The sequence below is a fragment of the Pseudomonas sp. GW531-T4 genome, from assembly GCF_017349615.1.
Taxonomy (GTDB): Bacteria; Pseudomonadota; Gammaproteobacteria; order Pseudomonadales; family Pseudomonadaceae; genus Aquipseudomonas; species Aquipseudomonas chlororaphis_I.
On the sequence record NZ_JACMZT010000021.1, the window covers coordinates 1 to 15,871 of the forward strand.

Below are 15,871 nucleotides of genomic sequence, written 5' to 3' on the forward strand. Positions count from 1 at the left end.
GAGACTCTCCCCTTGACCACCATCGTTTCAGTCCGCCGCTTCGGCAAAGTCGTCATGGGCGGCGACGGCCAGGTTTCCCTCGGCAACACCGTGATGAAAGGCAACGCGAAAAAGGTTCGTCGCCTGTATCACGGCCAGGTTATCGCCGGCTTTGCCGGGGCCACGGCTGACGCCTTCACCCTGTTCGAACGTTTCGAAGGCCAGCTTGAGAAACATCAGGGGCACCTGGTACGCGCCGCCGTCGAACTGGCCAAGGAATGGCGCACCGACCGCTCCCTCAGCCGCCTCGAAGCCATGCTCGCAGTCGCCAACAAGGACGCTTCCCTGATCATCACCGGCAACGGTGACGTGGTCGAGCCGGAAGACGGCCTGATCGCCATGGGCTCCGGCGGCGCCTATGCCCAGGCCGCAGCCAGCGCCCTGCTGAAGAAAACCGACCTGTCGGCCCGCGAAATCGTCGAAACCGCCTTGGGCATCGCCGGCGACATCTGCGTATTCACCAACCACACCCAGACCATTGAGGAGCAGGATCTCGCGGAATAAGCCTGTTTCGGCCATCGCGCCACGGCATTCATTCTTGCTTGAGGACCGCCAATTACTATGCCCATGACTCCCCGCGAAATCGTCCACGAACTCAACCGCCATATCATCGGCCAGGACGATGCCAAGCGCGCCGTCGCCATCGCGCTGCGTAACCGCTGGCGCCGCATGCAGCTGCCTGAAGAGCTGCGTGTCGAAGTGACCCCGAAGAACATCCTGATGATCGGCCCGACCGGCGTCGGCAAGACCGAGATCGCCCGGCGCCTGGCCAAGCTGGCCAACGCTCCGTTCATCAAGGTCGAAGCGACCAAGTTCACCGAAGTCGGTTATGTCGGTCGTGACGTTGAGTCCATCATCCGCGACCTGGCCGATGCCGCGATCAAACTGTTCCGCGAACAGGAAATGACCCGCGTGCGCCACCGCGCCGAAGACGCTGCCGAAGAGCGCATCCTCGATGCCCTGCTGCCACCGGCGCGCATGGGTTTCAGCAACGAGGACGCCGCCCCGGCCCAGGACTCCAACACCCGCCAGCTGTTCCGCAAGCGCCTGCGCGAAGGCCAGCTGGACGACAAGGAAATCGAGATCGAAGTGGCTGAAGTCAGCGGCGTCGACATTTCCGCGCCACCGGGCATGGAAGAGATGACCAACCAGTTGCAGAGCCTCTTCGCCAACATGGGCAAGGGCCAGCGCAAGAACCGCAAGCTCAAGGTCAAGGACGCGCTCAAGCTGATCCGCGACGAAGAAGCCAGCCGCCTGGTCAACGATGAAGAACTCAAGGCCAAGGCCCTGGAAGCGGTCGAACAGCACGGCATCGTGTTCATCGACGAAATCGACAAGGTTGCCAAGCGCGGCAACTCCGGTGGCGTCGACGTCTCTCGCGAAGGCGTGCAGCGCGACCTGCTGCCGCTGATCGAAGGCTGCACCGTCAACACCAAGCTGGGCATGGTCAAGACCGACCACATCCTGTTCATCGCTTCCGGCGCGTTCCACCTGAGCAAGCCGAGCGACCTGGTGCCCGAGCTGCAAGGCCGCCTGCCGATCCGCGTCGAACTCAAGGCGCTGTCGCCGGAAGACTTCGAGCGCATTCTCAGCGAGCCTCACGCCTCCCTGACCGAGCAATACCGCGAGCTGCTGAAAACCGAAGGCCTGGTCATCGAGTTCCAGGCGGACGGCATCAAGCGCCTGGCGGAGATCGCCTGGCAGGTCAACGAGAAGACCGAGAACATCGGTGCCCGTCGCCTGCACACCCTGCTCGAGCGCTTGCTCGAAGAGGTGTCGTTCAGCGCCGGCGACCTGGCCAGCGCCCACAACGAAGAGCCGATCCGCATCGACGCCGCCTACGTCAACAGCCACCTGGGCGAATTGGCGCAGAACGAAGACCTGTCCCGTTATATCCTCTAAGCGACAAGCCATAAGCTTCAAGCTGCAAGTTGACCGTAGTCATCTTGTAGCTTGGGGCTTGCAGCTTTAAGCTGCCCCCATGACCAGACTTCCCACCGCCATCAACCTGCACAAAGCCTCGAAGACCCTGACGCTGACCTATGCGCCAGACGAGGTCTATCACCTGCCCGCCGAATTCCTGCGGGTGCACTCCCCCTCCGCCGAGGTCCAGGGCCACGGCAAACCCATCCTGCAATTTGGCAAGATCGGAGTCGGCCTGACCAAGGTCGAACCGGCGGGCCAGTACGCACTGAAATTGACCTTCGACGACGGGCATGACAGCGGCCTGTTCACCTGGGACTACCTGTACCAGTTGGCGGTGCGCCAGGACGATCTGTGGAAGGATTATCTTGCCGAACTTCAAGCCGCCGGAAAGTCCCGCGACCCGAATGAGTCTATCGTCAAGCTGATGCTCTAGATCAGACCTCTGACGCTTTAGAGGGCATTTTCTAGATTCATCTGTTTGAATGCTGGGCTGCATGGCCAACGATTGGCCTGCTTGCGAAAAAAATTAAACTCGGGTAACCAATGGAGCTGGCAAGTTCCCTGCAGTGTTCTCTGAACAAAAAAGCAGTAATGCAGAATCAACGGTCACCCGAGCAGTAGTACCTGGCATCTTTGCTGTGTGACTACACAGCAGGTCCGGTACTCGTCTCAGGACAATGGAGCGTCGTAGATGAGTAACAAGAATAACGATGACCTGAAACGCCAAGCCTCGGAAAACACTCTGGGCCTGAATCCTGTCATCGGTTTACGTCGGAAAGATCTGCTTACCTCTGCTCGTATGGTGCTGACCCAGGCCATCAAACAACCGCTGCACAGCGCCAAACATGTGGCCCATTTCGGCGTCGAACTGAAGAACGTGATGTTCGGCAAATCGACGCTGCAACCGGAGAGCGATGACCGTCGCTTCAACGATCCGGCCTGGAGCCAGAACCCGCTGTACAAGCGTTACCTGCAAACCTACCTGGCGTGGCGCAAGGAGCTTCACGACTGGATCGGCCACAGCAACCTCTCCGAACAGGACATCAGTCGCGCCCACTTCGTCATCAACCTGATGACCGAAGCCATGGCGCCGACCAACACCGCCGCCAACCCCGCGGCGGTCAAACGCTTCTTCGAGACCGGCGGCAAAAGCCTGCTCGATGGCCTCTCCCATCTGGCCAAGGACCTGGTGCACAACGGCGGCATGCCGAGCCAGGTCAACATGGACGCCTTCGAGATCGGCAAGAACCTGGGCACCAGTGAAGGCGCGGTGGTGTTTCGCAACGACGTGCTGGAACTGATCCAGTACCGCCCGGTGACCGAGCAGGTGCACGAACGCCCGCTGCTGGTGGTCCCGCCACAGATCAACAAGTTCTACGTCTTCGACCTCAGCCCGGACAAGAGCCTGGCGCGTTTCTGCCTGCGCAACGGCGTGCAGACCTTTATCGTCAGTTGGCGCAACCCGACCAAGGCGCAGCGCGAGTGGGGCCTGTCGACCTACATCGAAGCGCTGAAAGAAGCGGTCGACGTGGTCACCGCCATCACCGGCAGCAAGGACGTGAACATGCTCGGCGCCTGCTCCGGTGGCATCACCTGCACCGCGCTGCTGGGGCACTACGCGGCCCTGGGCGAGAAGAAGGTCAATGCCCTGACCCTGCTGGTCAGCGTGCTCGATACCACCCTCGACACCCAGGTGGCGCTGTTCGTCGACGAGCAGACCCTGGAAGCCGCCAAGCGTCATTCCTATCAGGCTGGCGTGCTGGAAGGCCGCGACATGGCCAAGGTCTTCGCCTGGATGCGGCCCAACGACCTGATCTGGAACTACTGGGTGAACAACTACCTGCTGGGCAACGAGCCGCCGGTGTTCGACATCCTGTTCTGGAACAACGACACCACCCGGTTGCCCGCGGCCTTCCACGGCGACCTGATCGAAATGTTCAAAAACAATCCACTGATCCGCCCCAACGCACTGGAAGTGTGCGGTACGCCGATCGACCTGAAACAGGTCACCGCCGACATCTTCTCTCTGGCCGGCACCAACGATCACATCACCCCATGGAAGTCCTGCTACAAGTCGGCCCAACTGTTCGGCGGCAAGGTCGAATTCGTCCTCTCCAGCAGCGGGCATATCCAGAGCATCCTCAACCCGCCGGGCAACCCCAAGTCGCGCTACATGACCAGCGAAGAGATGCCGCCCAGCGCCGACGACTGGCAGGAAAACTCCACCAAGCACACTGACTCCTGGTGGCTGCACTGGCAGGCCTGGCAGGCGGAGCGCTCGGGCAAACTGAAAAAGACGCCGAGCATTCTCGGCAACAAGGCGTATCCAGCGGCCGAGGCGGCGCCGGGTACTTATGTCCATGAACGTTAACCGATAGCAAGCCTGCAGGATCGAGCCGCTTGCGCTGATGCTGCTGCGCAAGCGACTCTCTCTTGCAGGCAACGATTCCACCAACAGGGCCAAGGCATGCCTCAACCGTTCATCTTTCGCACCGTCGACCTGGATGGCCAGACCATCCGCACCGCGGTACGCCCAGGCAAGCCTCACTTGACACCCTTGCTGATTTTCAATGGTATCGGCGCCAACCTGGAGCTGGTGTTTCCATTCGTGCAGGCTCTGGACCCGGACCTGGAAGTCATCGCCTTCGACGTACCGGGCGTTGGTGGCTCCTCGACGCCGAGCCGACCCTACCGTTTTCCCGGACTGGCCAAACTGACCACGCGCATGCTCGATTACCTCGACTATGGGCAGGTCAATGTGGTGGGTGTGTCCTGGGGCGGGGCGCTGGCCCAGCAGTTCGCCTATGACTACCCCGAACGCTGCAAGAAGCTGGTGCTGGCCGCCACCGCCGCAGGCGCCTTCATGGTGCCGGGCAAACCCAAGGTGCTGTGGATGATGGCCAGCCCGCGGCGCTACATCCAGCCCTCCCATGTGATCCGCATCGCCCCCCTGATTTATGGCGGCTCGTTCCGCCGCGATCCCAACCTCGCCGCCGAACATGCCAGCAAGGTCCGCTCGGCGGGCAAGCTGGGCTACTACTGGCAGCTGTTCGCTGGCCTCGGCTGGACCAGCATCCACTGGCTGCACAAGATCCACCAGCCGACCCTGGTGCTGGCCGGCGACGACGACCCGCTGATCCCGCTGATCAACATGCGCATGCTGGCGTGGCGAATTCCCAACGCCCAGTTGCACATCATCGACGACGGGCATCTGTTCCTGATTACCCGGGCCGAAGCTGTCGCGCCGATCATCATGAAATTCCTCGAGGAGGAACGGCAGCGGGCAGTGATGCACCCGCATCCGACACCGTTCAGCGGTACGTAGCAAAAAGCGTCTGCCGACAGGATCGTCGCGCGCAGGATGGTTCAGGACCGACTATGGTGTTTGTCTTGGTGTGCTTGTTGATGGCTTGACGAAGGAGTGTTGAAGCATGCGAGACAAACCAACGGCGGGCTCGTTGCCCACGCCCGCCACCTACATCACAGCCCAGAGTGCCATCACCGGCCTGCGTGGCCGTGACTTGCTGTCGACCCTGCGCAGCGTGGCCACCTACGGCCTGCGCCACCCGGCGCACAGCGCCCGCCACGCCTTGGCACTGGGAGGCCAATTGGGCCGTGTCCTGCTGGGGGAAACGCTGCACAAACCCAACCCCCAGGACAACCGGTTCTCCGATCCGACCTGGAACCTGAACCCGTTTTACCGACGCGGCCTGCAGGCCTATCTCAGCTGGCAGAAACAGATCAGGAGCTGGATCGACGACAGCGGCATGAGCGAGGACGACCGGGCCCGCGCGCACTTTGCCTTCAACCTGCTCAACGATGCGGTGGCACCGTCCAACACCCTGCTCAATCCGCTGGCGATCAAGGAAATCTTCAACTCCGGCGGCAGCAGCGTGATCCGCGGCATCGGTCATCTGGTCGATGACCTGCTGCATAACGATGGCCTGCCCAGCCAGGTCACCAAACAGTCCTTCGAAGTCGGCAGGAACCTGGCCACTACCCCCGGTTCGGTGGTGTTTCGCAACGAACTGCTGGAACTGATCCAGTACAAGCCGATGAGCGAAAAACAGTACGCCCGGCCCCTGCTGGTCGTGCCGCCACAGATCAACAAGTTCTATATCTTCGACCTCAGCCCCACCAACAGCTTCGTGCAGTTCGCCCTGAAAAACGGCCTGCAGACCTTCATCATCAGCTGGCGCAACCCCGATGTCCGGCATCGCGAATGGGGCCTGTCGAGCTATGTCGAGGCCGTGGAGGAAGCCATGAACGTCTGCCGGGCGATCACCGGCAGTCGTGACGTGAACCTGATGGGGGCCTGTGCCGGCGGCCTGACCATTGCCGCCCTGCAAGGCCACCTGCAAGCCAAGCGACAACTGCGCCGGGTCTCCAGCTCCACCTACCTGGTCAGCCTGCTGGATAGTCAGTTGGACAGCCCGGCGACCCTGTTCGCCGACGAGCAGACCCTCGAGGCAGCCAAGCGCCGCTCCTATCAACGCGGCGTGCTCGACGGTCGCGACATGGCCAAGGTGTTCGCCTGGATGCGGCCCAACGACCTGATCTGGAATTACTGGGTCAACAATTACCTGCTGGGCAAGGAGCCGCCGGCGTTCGACATCCTTTACTGGAACAACGACAACACCCGGCTGCCGGCAGCCTTTCATGGCGATCTGCTGGATTTCTTCAAGCACAACCCGATGAGTCATCCCGGTGGCCTGGAAGTCTGCGGCACGCCAATCGACCTGCAAAAAGTCACGGTCGACAGTTTCAGCGTCGCCGGAATCAACGACCACATCACCCCCTGGGATGCGGTGTATCGCTCGACCCTGCTGCTGGGCGGCGAAAAGCGCTTCGTGCTGTCCAACAGCGGGCACGTGCAGAGCATCCTCAACCCGCCGAGCAACCCCAAGGCCAACTACGTCGAAAACGGCAAGCTCAGCAGCGACCCGCGGGCCTGGTACTACGACGCCAAGCACGTCGACGGCAGTTGGTGGACGCAATGGCTGGAATGGATCCAGCAGCGTTCCGGCGCCCAGCGCGAAACCCTGATGACCCTGGGCAACCAGAATTACCCACCGATGGAGGCGGCGCCTGGCACCTACGTGCGCGTCCGCTGAATTTCCCCGAGCCGCGGCCCGAGGGTCGCGGCCTGACTGAACAACCAAGAAGACTGGATGAAAACCCGCGACCGGATACTCGAATGTGCCCTGCAGCTGTTCAACCACAAGGGCGAACCCAATGTCTCGACCATGGAAGTTGCCAACGAAATGGGGATCAGCCCCGGCAACCTCTACTACCACTTTCACGGCAAGGAGCCGCTGGTCCTCGGGCTGTTCGAGCGTTTCCAGAATGAACTGACGCCCCTGCTAGATCCGCCCGCCGATGTGCACCTGGCGCCCGAAGACTACTGGCTGTTCCTGCACCTGATCGTCGAACGCCTGGCGCACTACCGCTTCCTGTTCCAGGACCTGTCCAACCTGGCCGGGCGCCTGCCGAAGCTGGCCAAGGGGATTCGCAACCTGCTCAACGCCCTGAAGCGCACCCTGGCCTCGCTGCTGGCCAGGCTCAAGGCTTCGGGACAACTGGTCAGCGATACCCAGGCGCTGGGGCAACTGGTGGAACAGATCACCATGACCCTGCTGTTCTCGCTGGACTATCAGCGCATCCTCGATCGCGAGGGCGAGGTACGGGTGGTGGTCTACCAGATCATGATGCTGGTGGCGCCGCACCTGCTGCCACCGGCGAAACTGGCCACCGAGCAGATGGCCCTGCGTTACCTCGACGAACACGATTGATCGGCGCAGCAAGAACCCCACAAACAAAAACGCCCGACCTTTGCAGGCCGGGCGTTTTTGTTTGTCCCGAAAAACTCAGGACTGACTGGTTGGCGTCGCGGGTGCTGGCGCCGCAGTCGGGGTGACGGCAGGGGTTGGCGCCACTGCGGAGTTCGCAGGGCTGACCGGTGCTGCCGGCTTGGCGACAACCGCTGGCTTCGGTGCTGCGGCCTTGGGTGCTGCCGGTTTTTTCACTGCTGGTTTTTTCGCCGCCGGTTTCGCAGCGGGCTTGGCCGCTGGTTTTGCCGCGGGCTTGGCGGCTACTGGCTTGGCGGCAGGCTTTGCAGCCGGCTTGGCCGCCGCAGTTTTGGCTGCCGGTTTCGCGGCAGGCTTGGCTGCTGCCTTGGCCGGAGCCTTGGCTGCCGGTTTGGCTGCTGCTTTAGCCAGAGGCTTGGCCGCCGGTTTGGCCGCGGCAGTCTTGGCCGCGATCGGAGCTACCTTGGCGCCTGTAAGTTTCTCGATCTGTTTGGTCAGGGTGTCGACCTTGCTGTGCAGCGCCTTGACTTCATTGCGGCTGGGCACGCCCAGACGCGAAATGGCACTGTTCAAGCGCTTGTCGAATGCACCTTCCAGCTCGTCCCACTTGCCCAGCGCGCGGTCCTTGACGCCACTGATGCGCGATTTTGCCGAGCTCGCGGAGTCCTTGGCGGCATCGACTTTCTTGCCGACAGCGCTTTTGGTGAGCTTCTCGGCTTTCTCGCCATCCTTGACCAGCGACTCGAAAAGCTTGCTGCCGTCAGTGTCGATTTTCGAGTACACGCCTAAACCAGCAAGCCAGATTTTACGGGAGTAGTCTTCGACCTTCCCGATCCACGAGCTGCCTTCTTTTTCAGTATTCTTTTTACCAGCCATCCCGTTCTCCTTAATGTTTACGCGCGACACGTTCGAGCAATGCCGTCAGCTCATCGAGCTTAGCAGAGAGTGTCTCAACGTCATGTTTAGACGGAATGCCGATGCGATTCAAGGCACTTGCGACGCGCGTGTCAAAAGCCCTCTCGACTTTATCCAGTTGCACTTCGACTTTGCCCCTGAGACTGGTGACATCGCTCTTCACGTTATCAATCTGACTGTTGGCGGCCTCAAGTTGTTCAGTCACAACTTTTTTGCCTTTCTTTTCAACAGATTGACCGGCTTTAACGAGCTCTTGAAAGTACTCGCTGCCTTCCTGACCGACCTTGGTGTAGGCACCCAGGCCTGCCAGCCAGATCTTGCGGGCATAGGATTTGACTTCGCTCAGAGTGGTTGATGCGACATCAACTTTTTTCTTCAGAATTGCTTTGGCCATGGTGCACCTCACGCGCAGAAGGTTTGAGGAACTGCCCGCAGGAAAGTGGGCTCAGGCACAAAGTAGTGAGAAAAATTAGAATCGGCACCCTAACCAATGTCATAAAAAAGGTGGCGGGTTATTGGAGATGACCGGCTCGCCAGCGATGTTTTTCCAGGCGTCATGACAACACCCAAATCACCGGCAAGCCGACTTCGGTGAAAGCGGCTCAGACCAGGGCTTTATCCAGCGCCTTTTCGATTTCCGACTTGATCATGCCGCTCATGGCGGACATCAACAGGCCCAGCTCGACATCGACCCTGATCGAATCGTCGCCCACCTGCACCGCACCTTTGACCCCCGAACGCTTGAGGTTCAGGGTATCGCCCGACCACTGCGGCTCGAGGCCATACTGATCGGCCAGTTTCTGCGCCAACTGGTCAGCCTTTTCGCGGGCTGCTTCCTTACCCAGGCCGTGGGCACGCTCAACACTTATACGGGCCATTGAATGACTCCTGCTTTATCGGGACTTGCCTATGAGCGTCTTGAGCTGCGCTGCGTCAAAACGCCCCGGCGCTTCACTATCTTACATTCAGCCTTGCCAAGACAAAGACCGCCACCGGGATTAGAATGTCCCGCATTCTCTTTTGGTGACAGCGATATGACTGATCAGCGCAAAGGCAGCGATGCCGAACCCACCACTCACTTCGGCTTCAAAAACGTTCCGGAAAGCCAGAAGGCGGAAAAAGTCGCTGAGGTGTTCCACTCCGTGGCCGCCAAGTACGACCTGATGAACGACGTACTGTCCGGTGGCATGCATCGCCTGTGGAAACGCTTCACGATCGAATTGTCCGGCGTTCGCCCTGGCAATCGCGTGCTGGACATCGCCGGCGGCACCGGCGACCTGACCCGCAAGTTCTCCCATCTGGTGGGCCCTACTGGCCAGGTGGTGCTGGCGGACATCAACGCCTCCATGCTCAAGGTCGGTCGCGACCGCCTGCTCGACAAGGGCGTGGCCGGCAACATCGAGTTCGTTCAGGCCGACGCGGAAAAGCTGCCGTTCCCGGACAACCATTTCGACGTCGTGACCATCGCCTTCGGCCTGCGCAACGTGACCCACAAGGAAGACGCCCTGCGCTCGATGCTGCGGGTGCTCAAGCCCGGTGGCCGCCTGCTGGTACTGGAGTTCTCCAAGCCGACCAACGCGCTGATGTCCAAGGTCTACGATGCCTACTCGTTCGCCTTCATGCCGCTGGCCGGCAAGCTGATCACCAACGACTCGGAAAGCTATCGCTACCTGGCCGAATCGATCCGCATGCACCCGAACCAGGAAACCCTGAAGTCGATGATGGTCGAGGCCGGCTTCGATCGCGTGACCTACCACAACATGACCGCGGGCATCGTCGCCCTGCACCGCGGCATCAAACCCTGATGTTGTTCAGCGGCCTGCTTGCCAGCGTCGAACACGGCCTCAACCGTGTACTGCGTCTCGACAGCACGGCTTTGCCACGCTTGCAGCATTTGAACGGCAAGGTCATCGCCGTCGATTGCCGCAGCCCGAGCGTGCAGCTGTTCGTCATTCCTGGCGATGAGGGCCTGACCCTCGCCGCGCATTGGACGGCCGACGCCGACTGCACCCTGCGGGCGCCGGCCTCGAGCCTGGTGCGCCTGGCCCTGAGCCAGGACAAGACCTCGGTGCTGCACAGCCCCGAAGTCGAGCTGGAAGGCGACAGCGGCGTGCTGCTGGAACTGGCGGCCATCCTCCAGGACCTCGAACTGGACTGGGAGTACGAACTCTCGCGCTGGCTCGGCCCGGTGGCCACCCAGCTGTTCAGCGGCCATTTACGCAGCCGCGCGCGCTGGTATCGCCAGGGTTTCGCCAGCCTGAACCAGAATCTCGCCGAATACCTGGCCGAAGAGTCGCGCACCCTGGTGGGCCAGCGCGAAGCCGAAGCCCGCTTCAGTGAACTGGACCGGGTCAAGCTCGACCTGGAACGCCTCGAGGCGCGCTTCGAGCGCCTTTCCCGATCCCTTGACCCAAGCGATAACGCATGAAGCTGCTTGCCGTCCGCCGTTTGTTGCGCATCCAGCGCGTCGTGATCCGCTACCGCCTCGATGACCTGCTGTTCGCCCTGCCCCTGCCCTGGTTCCTCCTGGCGCTGCGCTACGCCTTGCCCTGGCGCTGGTTCCCGCGCAAGCAACTGGAGCTGAGCCGCGGTGCGCGCCTGCGCCTGGCCTTGCAGGACCTGGGGCCGATCTTCATCAAGTTCGGACAGATTCTCTCGACCCGCCGCGATCTGCTGCCCGAAGACATCGCCGACGAGCTGATGCTGCTGCAGGACCGCGTGCCGCCCTTCGATTCGAAGAAGTCAGTGGCGCTGATCGAGGAGCAACTGGGCAAGAAGATCAGCGATGTGTTCAGCCGCTTCGATATCGAGCCCCTGGCCTCCGCTTCGGTGGCGCAAGTCCACGCCGCCCAGCTCAAGAGCGGCGAAGAAGTGGTGGTCAAGGTCATCCGCCCGGGCCTCAAGCCGGTCATCGCCCAGGACCTGGCCTGGCTGTTCATCCTTGCCCGCGCCGCCGAAAAGGTTTCGGCCGACGCCCGCCTGCTGCACCCGGTGGATGTGGTCAGCGATTACGAAAAAACCATCTACGACGAACTCGACCTGTTGCGCGAAGCGGCCAACGCCAGCCAGCTCAAGCGCAACTTCGAAGGCTCGCCGCTACTCTACGTGCCGCAGGTCTACTGGGACTGGTGCCGGCCGAAAGTGCTGGTCATGGAGCGCATCTACGGGATCCAGGTGACCGACCTGGCCACCCTGGCCGACCAGCGCACCGACATGAAAATGCTCGCCGAGCGCGGCGTGGAGATCTTCTTCACCCAGGTGTTCCGCGACAGCTTCTTCCACGCCGACATGCACCCGGGCAACATCTTCGTCAGCACCGTGCAGCCGTGGAGCCCGCAATACATTGCCATCGACTGCGGCATCGTCGGCAGCCTGACCCCGGAAGACCAGGACTACCTGGCCCGCAACCTGTTCGCGTTCTTCAAGCGCGATTACCGGCGCGTGGCGCAGCTGCACATCGATTCGGGCTGGGTGCCGGCAGAGACCAAACTCAACGAATTCGAAGCGGCGATCCGTACCGTGTGCGAGCCGATCTTCGAAAAACCGTTAAAAGATATTTCCTTCGGCCAGGTGCTGATGCGCCTGTTCCAGACCGCTCGCCGCTTCAACATGGAAGTGCAGCCGCAGCTGGTGCTGCTGCAAAAGACCCTGCTGAACATCGAAGGCCTGGGCCGCCAGCTGTACCCGGAGCTGGACCTGTGGAACACCGCCCAGCCGTTCCTCGAACGTTGGATGCGCGAGCGCGTCAGCCCGAAAGCCTTGCTGGGCAACCTGCACAGCCAGGTCGAACAACTGCCGCACCTGGCCAACATGACCCGCGACCTGCTCGAACGCATGTCCCAGCCCCATGCCCAGGACCCTTCGCCACCCTGGAAACGGCGCAAGGACGACTGGTTCCTGCGCCTTCTCGGCGCGGCGCACCTGGGCGGTGGCGCGATCCTCGCGGCCGGCGGACCGCTGAACGAACTGGGTCACTGGCCGGCCGGCATCATGATGGCCGTGGGCTTGTATCTGGTCGTGCGCCGATAGCCAGCCGGGCTAGCGGCTGGCACACTGTTTCTCATCGCCGAGGCTCGACGAGCGCGTCGGGCCCTGTTGTCGGAGTCGAAGATGAAAGATTGGCTGGACGAGATCAAATGGGACGCTGACGGCCTGGTGCCGGCCATCGCCCAGGATCACAAGACCGGGCGCGTGCTGATGATGGCCTGGATGAACCGCGAGGCGCTGAGCCTGACCGCTGCCGAAAACCGTGCCATCTACTGGTCACGTTCGCGTGGCAAGCTATGGCGCAAGGGAGAAGAGTCCGGGCATGTGCAAAAGCTTCATGAAATGCGCCTGGACTGCGATGCCGACGTCATCATCCTGATGGTCGAACAGATCGGCGACATTGCCTGCCACACAGGCCGCCAGAGCTGCTTCTACCGCGTTTATGAAAACGGCGACTGGAAAACGGTCGATCCGGTACTCAAAGACCCGCACGCGATCTATCAAGCAGGACACTGAACATGAGCGATACCCTGACCCGTCTGGCCCAGGTGCTGGAAGAGCGCAAAGGCGCCGCCGCCGACACTTCCTATGTCGCCAGCCTGTACCACAAGGGCCTGAACAAGATTCTGGAAAAAGTCGGCGAAGAATCGGTAGAAACCATCATTGCCGCCAAGGACGCCGCCCACAGCGGCGACTGCAGCGATGTGATCTACGAAACCGCCGACCTGTGGTTCCACACCATGGTCATGCTCGCCCAGCTGGGGCAGCATCCGCAGGCCGTTCTCGATGAACTGGACCGGCGCTTCGGTTTGTCTGGACACGCCGAGAAAGCCTCGCGTCCGTCCGCCTGAACATCATTTAGAGAGGAAACGCAGCATGGGCATTTTTGACTGGAAACACTGGATCGTCATCCTGGTTGTCGTGGTGCTGGTGTTCGGCACCAAGAAACTGAAAAACCTCGGCACCGATGTCGGCGAATCGATCAAGGGCTTTCGCAAGGCCATGAACGACGACGAAAAACCCGCCGAGCCTGGCGTGCCTCCGACCGCCCAGCCTGCTCCGCCGGTCCAGCCGCAAAGCGCTCCGCTGAACCAGCCGCACACCATCGACGTGCAGGCGCAAAAAGTCGAAGAGCCGACCCGCAAAGACTCGTGAGCACTGACTAATGTTTGGTATCAGCTTCTCTGAACTGCTGCTCGTCGGCCTGGTGGCCCTGCTGGTGCTCGGCCCCGAGCGTCTGCCGGGCGCCGCGCGCACGGCTGGCCTGTGGATCGGCCGCCTGAAGCGCAGCTTCAATGCGATCAAGCAGGAAGTTGAACGGGAAATCGGTGCCGATGAAATTCGTCGGCAACTGCACAACGAACACATTCTGTCGCTGGAACAGGAAGCGCGGAAAATCCTCAATCCGATCCAGCAACAGCCGACACCGGTCGAGCCCGTGGCCGAACAGAGCATTCATGCGCCCGCCGCGGCGCCTGAAGCGCCCGCCAGCGCGACCACGGCGAGCCCTACTGCCGCAACTGCACCGGCCGAACCGGCTGCGCCCGTGACAACGCCTGTCACGCCAGCCCCCCACGACCCTACTTTGCCGCCGCGAGCCCCATGAGCGATATTCCGGAAAACGACCAACATATGCCGCTGGTGTCGCACCTCACCGAGTTGCGCACCCGGTTGCTGCGCTGCGTGGCGGCGATCTTCCTGATCTTCGGCGGGCTGTTCGCCTTCACCCAGCAGATCTACACCATCGTCTCCACGCCGCTGCGCCAGTACCTGCCGGCGGGCGCAACGATGATTGCCACCGACGTGGCGTCGCCGTTCCTGACCCCGCTCAAGCTGACGATGATGGTCTCGCTGTTCCTGGCGATCCCGGTGATCCTGCACCAGATCTGGGGCTTCATCGCCCCCGGCCTGTACAAGCATGAAAAGCGCATCGCCGTACCACTGCTGGTCTCCAGCATCCTGCTGTTCTACATCGGCATGGCCTTCGCCTATTTCCTGGTGTTCCCGCTGATCTTCAAGTTCTTCGCCGCGGCCACCCCGGCCGGCGTGGAAATGATGACCGACATCACCAGCTACCTCGATTTCGTCATGACCCTGTTCTTCGCCTTCGGCGTGGCGTTCGAGATCCCGGTGGCGGTGGTGCTGCTGGTGTGGATCGGCGTGGTCGACGTCGCCTACCTGAAGAAGATCCGCCCGTACGTGATCATCGGCTGCTTCGTGGTCGGCATGATCCTGACCCCGCCGGACATCTTCTCCCAAACCCTGCTGGCGGTACCGATGTGGCTGCTGTTCGAGATCGGCATCCTGTTCGGCAGCCTGATCAGCAAGCGCGGCGACCATCCGGACGACCAGCCGGCGGAAGACCACAACGACCAGCCGCCAGCGACCCAAGCGTGAACCTGCTGCTGCTCGAGGAGGCCGACTTCATCGCGGCCGACCGGGTGATCCTGCGCGATCGCCGCCTGACCCACATGCAGGAAGTCCATCGGGCCGCGGTGGGCGACAGCCTGCGGGTCGGCCGTATCGGCGGGTTGATGGGCTCGGCCGAACTGCTGCGCCTGGAGCCTGGGGAAGCCGAACTGCAAGTCAGCCTCGACCAGCCACCGCCGAGCAAGCTGCCCCTGACCCTGGTGCTGGCCCTGCCGCGCCCGAAAATGCTCCGCCGGGTGCTGCAAACCGTCGCGGCCATGGGCGTGCCCCGGCTGGTGCTGGTGAACAGCTACCGGGTCGAGAAAAGCTTCTGGCAAACGCCTTTCCTCGAACCCGAGGCGATTCGCGAGCAACTGATCCTCGGCCTGGAACAGGCCCGCGACAGCGTGCTGCCGGAAGTGGTCATCGAAAAGCGCTTCAAACCCTTCGTCGAAGACCGTCTGCCAGCGCTGGTCGAAGGCACCCTCGGCCTGGTCGGCCATCCCGGCCAATACCCGGCCTGCCCTCGCGGCCTGGATGAGCCGGTGACCCTGGCCATCGGCCCGGAAGGCGGCTGGATCCCCTACGAAATCGACCTGCTGGGCAAGTCCGGCCTGCAACCGGTGCAACTCGGCGAACGCATCCTGCGGGTCGAAACCGCCGTCACCGCCCTTCTCGCCCGCCTCTTCTAACTAACCCCCACTCCCGTAGGAGCGAGGCTTGCCCGCGATAGCGCGGTGCCTGACACGGCGCCATCGCCGGCAAGCCTCGCTGCTGTTACACGGCTG

The 15,871-nt window shown here is 61.9% G+C and carries 19 protein-coding genes; 16 read left to right on the plus strand and 3 right to left on the minus strand.

The genetic code is table 11. The features are described 5' to 3' along the window. Positions 1-12 precede the first annotated feature (12 nt). The 7 genes from hslV (at position 13) to J4D28_RS17745 (ending at position 7,757) form a co-directional block, all read left to right on the plus strand. Complete coding sequence (hslV, locus tag J4D28_RS17715) at positions 13-543, plus strand: ATP-dependent protease subunit HslV (protein WP_007925866.1); 531 nt, start codon at positions 13-15, stop codon at positions 541-543. Between the two features lie 57 nt (positions 544-600). After that, positions 601-1,941: an ATP-dependent protease ATPase subunit HslU gene (hslU, locus tag J4D28_RS17720; protein ID WP_009046589.1), complete on the plus strand. Its 1,341-nt coding sequence runs from the start codon at positions 601-603 to the stop codon at positions 1,939-1,941. 79 nt (positions 1,942-2,020) lie between these two features. Continuing rightward, on the plus strand, positions 2,021-2,398 hold the full coding sequence (locus tag J4D28_RS17725; protein ID WP_007925870.1) for a gamma-butyrobetaine hydroxylase-like domain-containing protein: 378 nt from the start codon (positions 2,021-2,023) through the stop codon (positions 2,396-2,398). A 258-nt stretch (positions 2,399-2,656) separates the two neighbouring features. Next, positions 2,657-4,336: a class II poly(R)-hydroxyalkanoic acid synthase gene (gene phaC / locus J4D28_RS17730; protein WP_009046588.1), complete on the plus strand. Its 1,680-nt coding sequence runs from the start codon at positions 2,657-2,659 to the stop codon at positions 4,334-4,336. 96 nt (positions 4,337-4,432) lie between these two features. Continuing rightward, entirely contained in the window at positions 4,433-5,290 is an 858-nt protein-coding gene (phaZ, locus tag J4D28_RS17735) for a poly(3-hydroxyalkanoate) depolymerase (protein ID WP_009046587.1), read from the plus strand. Positions 5,291-5,396: 106 nt separating this feature from the next. Further along, the gene (gene phaC, locus J4D28_RS17740) at positions 5,397-7,079 is read left to right on the plus strand and encodes a class II poly(R)-hydroxyalkanoic acid synthase (RefSeq protein ID WP_103331346.1); all 1,683 of its coding nucleotides are present in this window, start codon (positions 5,397-5,399) and stop codon (positions 7,077-7,079) included. A gap of 57 nt (positions 7,080-7,136) precedes the next feature. Next, positions 7,137-7,757, plus strand: coding sequence for a TetR/AcrR family transcriptional regulator (locus J4D28_RS17745; protein WP_009046585.1), 621 nt, complete (start codon positions 7,137-7,139; stop codon positions 7,755-7,757). Positions 7,758-7,832: 75 nt separating this feature from the next. Here the strand turns inward: J4D28_RS17745 and J4D28_RS17750 are convergent, their stop codons facing one another. The 3 genes from J4D28_RS17750 to J4D28_RS17760 form a co-directional block, all read right to left on the minus strand. Then, a complete protein-coding gene (locus tag J4D28_RS17750) occupies positions 7,833-8,648 on the minus strand; it encodes a phasin family protein (protein WP_103331345.1) in 816 nt (271 codons plus the stop codon). Between the two features lie 10 nt (positions 8,649-8,658). Further along, on the minus strand, positions 8,659-9,081 hold the full coding sequence (locus J4D28_RS17755) for a phasin family protein (protein ID WP_009046583.1): 423 nt from the start codon (positions 9,079-9,081) through the stop codon (positions 8,659-8,661). Between the two features lie 208 nt (positions 9,082-9,289). Beyond that, on the minus strand, positions 9,290-9,565 hold the full coding sequence (locus J4D28_RS17760) for a polyhydroxyalkanoic acid system family protein (protein ID WP_007925878.1): 276 nt from the start codon (positions 9,563-9,565) through the stop codon (positions 9,290-9,292). A 156-nt stretch (positions 9,566-9,721) separates the two neighbouring features. Between J4D28_RS17760 and ubiE the strand changes: the two genes are divergently transcribed. From ubiE to J4D28_RS17805, 9 genes are all read left to right on the plus strand, one after another. Next, complete coding sequence (gene ubiE, locus J4D28_RS17765; protein ID WP_007925879.1) at positions 9,722-10,492, plus strand: bifunctional demethylmenaquinone methyltransferase/2-methoxy-6-polyprenyl-1,4-benzoquinol methylase UbiE; 771 nt, start codon at positions 9,722-9,724, stop codon at positions 10,490-10,492. Continuing rightward, positions 10,492-11,115 (plus strand): SCP2 domain-containing protein, encoded by a 624-nt coding sequence (locus tag J4D28_RS17770; protein WP_009046582.1) that lies wholly within the window; start codon positions 10,492-10,494, stop codon positions 11,113-11,115. Before ubiE ends, J4D28_RS17770 begins: the two co-directional genes overlap by 1 nt. Further along, a complete protein-coding gene (gene ubiB / locus J4D28_RS17775) occupies positions 11,112-12,716 on the plus strand; it encodes a ubiquinone biosynthesis regulatory protein kinase UbiB (RefSeq protein ID WP_009046581.1) in 1,605 nt (534 codons plus the stop codon). Before J4D28_RS17770 ends, ubiB begins: the two co-directional genes overlap by 4 nt. An 81-nt stretch (positions 12,717-12,797) precedes the next feature. Further along, the gene (gene hisI / locus J4D28_RS17780; protein WP_007925882.1) at positions 12,798-13,190 is read left to right on the plus strand and encodes a phosphoribosyl-AMP cyclohydrolase; all 393 of its coding nucleotides are present in this window, start codon (positions 12,798-12,800) and stop codon (positions 13,188-13,190) included. A 2-nt stretch (positions 13,191-13,192) separates the two neighbouring features. After that, a complete protein-coding gene (locus J4D28_RS17785; RefSeq protein WP_007925883.1) occupies positions 13,193-13,525 on the plus strand; it encodes a phosphoribosyl-ATP diphosphatase in 333 nt (110 codons plus the stop codon). Between the two features lie 25 nt (positions 13,526-13,550). Beyond that, complete coding sequence (locus tag J4D28_RS17790; protein ID WP_007925884.1) at positions 13,551-13,829, plus strand: twin-arginine translocase TatA/TatE family subunit; 279 nt, start codon at positions 13,551-13,553, stop codon at positions 13,827-13,829. Positions 13,830-13,839: 10 nt separating this feature from the next. Further along, positions 13,840-14,280 carry a Sec-independent protein translocase protein TatB gene (gene tatB, locus J4D28_RS17795; RefSeq protein WP_016704437.1) on the plus strand — a complete coding sequence of 147 codons (441 nt, stop codon included), beginning with the start codon at positions 13,840-13,842 and terminating at the stop codon, positions 14,278-14,280. Next, the gene (gene tatC, locus J4D28_RS17800; RefSeq protein WP_009046579.1) at positions 14,277-15,071 is read left to right on the plus strand and encodes a twin-arginine translocase subunit TatC; all 795 of its coding nucleotides are present in this window, start codon (positions 14,277-14,279) and stop codon (positions 15,069-15,071) included. Before tatB ends, tatC begins: the two co-directional genes overlap by 4 nt. Beyond that, on the plus strand, positions 15,068-15,775 hold the full coding sequence (locus J4D28_RS17805) for a 16S rRNA (uracil(1498)-N(3))-methyltransferase (protein WP_009046578.1): 708 nt from the start codon (positions 15,068-15,070) through the stop codon (positions 15,773-15,775). The genes tatC and J4D28_RS17805 overlap by 4 nt, the downstream gene beginning before the upstream one ends. Positions 15,776-15,871: the final 96 nt, after the last annotated feature.

Bases quoted from the DNA above. Each gene is read 5' to 3' on its own strand.
- hslU (WP_009046589.1), top strand. From the start codon at position 601: ATGCCCATGACTCCCCGCGAAATCGTCCACGAACTCAACCGCCATATC.
- J4D28_RS17725 (WP_007925870.1), top strand. From the start codon at position 2,021: ATGACCAGACTTCCCACCGCCATCAACCTGCACAAAGCCTCGAAGACC.
- phaC (WP_009046588.1), top strand. From the start codon at position 2,657: ATGAGTAACAAGAATAACGATGACCTGAAACGCCAAGCCTCGGAAAAC.
- phaZ (WP_009046587.1), top strand. From the start codon at position 4,433: ATGCCTCAACCGTTCATCTTTCGCACCGTCGACCTGGATGGCCAGACC.
- phaC (WP_103331346.1), top strand. From the start codon at position 5,397: ATGCGAGACAAACCAACGGCGGGCTCGTTGCCCACGCCCGCCACCTAC.
- J4D28_RS17745 (WP_009046585.1), top strand. From the start codon at position 7,137: ATGAAAACCCGCGACCGGATACTCGAATGTGCCCTGCAGCTGTTCAAC.
- J4D28_RS17750 (WP_103331345.1), bottom strand. From the start codon at position 8,648: ATGGCTGGTAAAAAGAATACTGAAAAAGAAGGCAGCTCGTGGATCGGG.
- J4D28_RS17755 (WP_009046583.1), bottom strand. From the start codon at position 9,081: ATGGCCAAAGCAATTCTGAAGAAAAAAGTTGATGTCGCATCAACCACT.
- J4D28_RS17760 (WP_007925878.1), bottom strand. From the start codon at position 9,565: ATGGCCCGTATAAGTGTTGAGCGTGCCCACGGCCTGGGTAAGGAAGCA.
- ubiE (WP_007925879.1), top strand. From the start codon at position 9,722: ATGACTGATCAGCGCAAAGGCAGCGATGCCGAACCCACCACTCACTTC.
- J4D28_RS17770 (WP_009046582.1), top strand. From the start codon at position 10,492: ATGTTGTTCAGCGGCCTGCTTGCCAGCGTCGAACACGGCCTCAACCGT.
- ubiB (WP_009046581.1), top strand. From the start codon at position 11,112: ATGAAGCTGCTTGCCGTCCGCCGTTTGTTGCGCATCCAGCGCGTCGTG.
- hisI (WP_007925882.1), top strand. From the start codon at position 12,798: ATGAAAGATTGGCTGGACGAGATCAAATGGGACGCTGACGGCCTGGTG.
- J4D28_RS17785 (WP_007925883.1), top strand. From the start codon at position 13,193: ATGAGCGATACCCTGACCCGTCTGGCCCAGGTGCTGGAAGAGCGCAAA.
- J4D28_RS17790 (WP_007925884.1), top strand. From the start codon at position 13,551: ATGGGCATTTTTGACTGGAAACACTGGATCGTCATCCTGGTTGTCGTG.
- tatB (WP_016704437.1), top strand. From the start codon at position 13,840: ATGTTTGGTATCAGCTTCTCTGAACTGCTGCTCGTCGGCCTGGTGGCC.
- tatC (WP_009046579.1), top strand. From the start codon at position 14,277: ATGAGCGATATTCCGGAAAACGACCAACATATGCCGCTGGTGTCGCAC.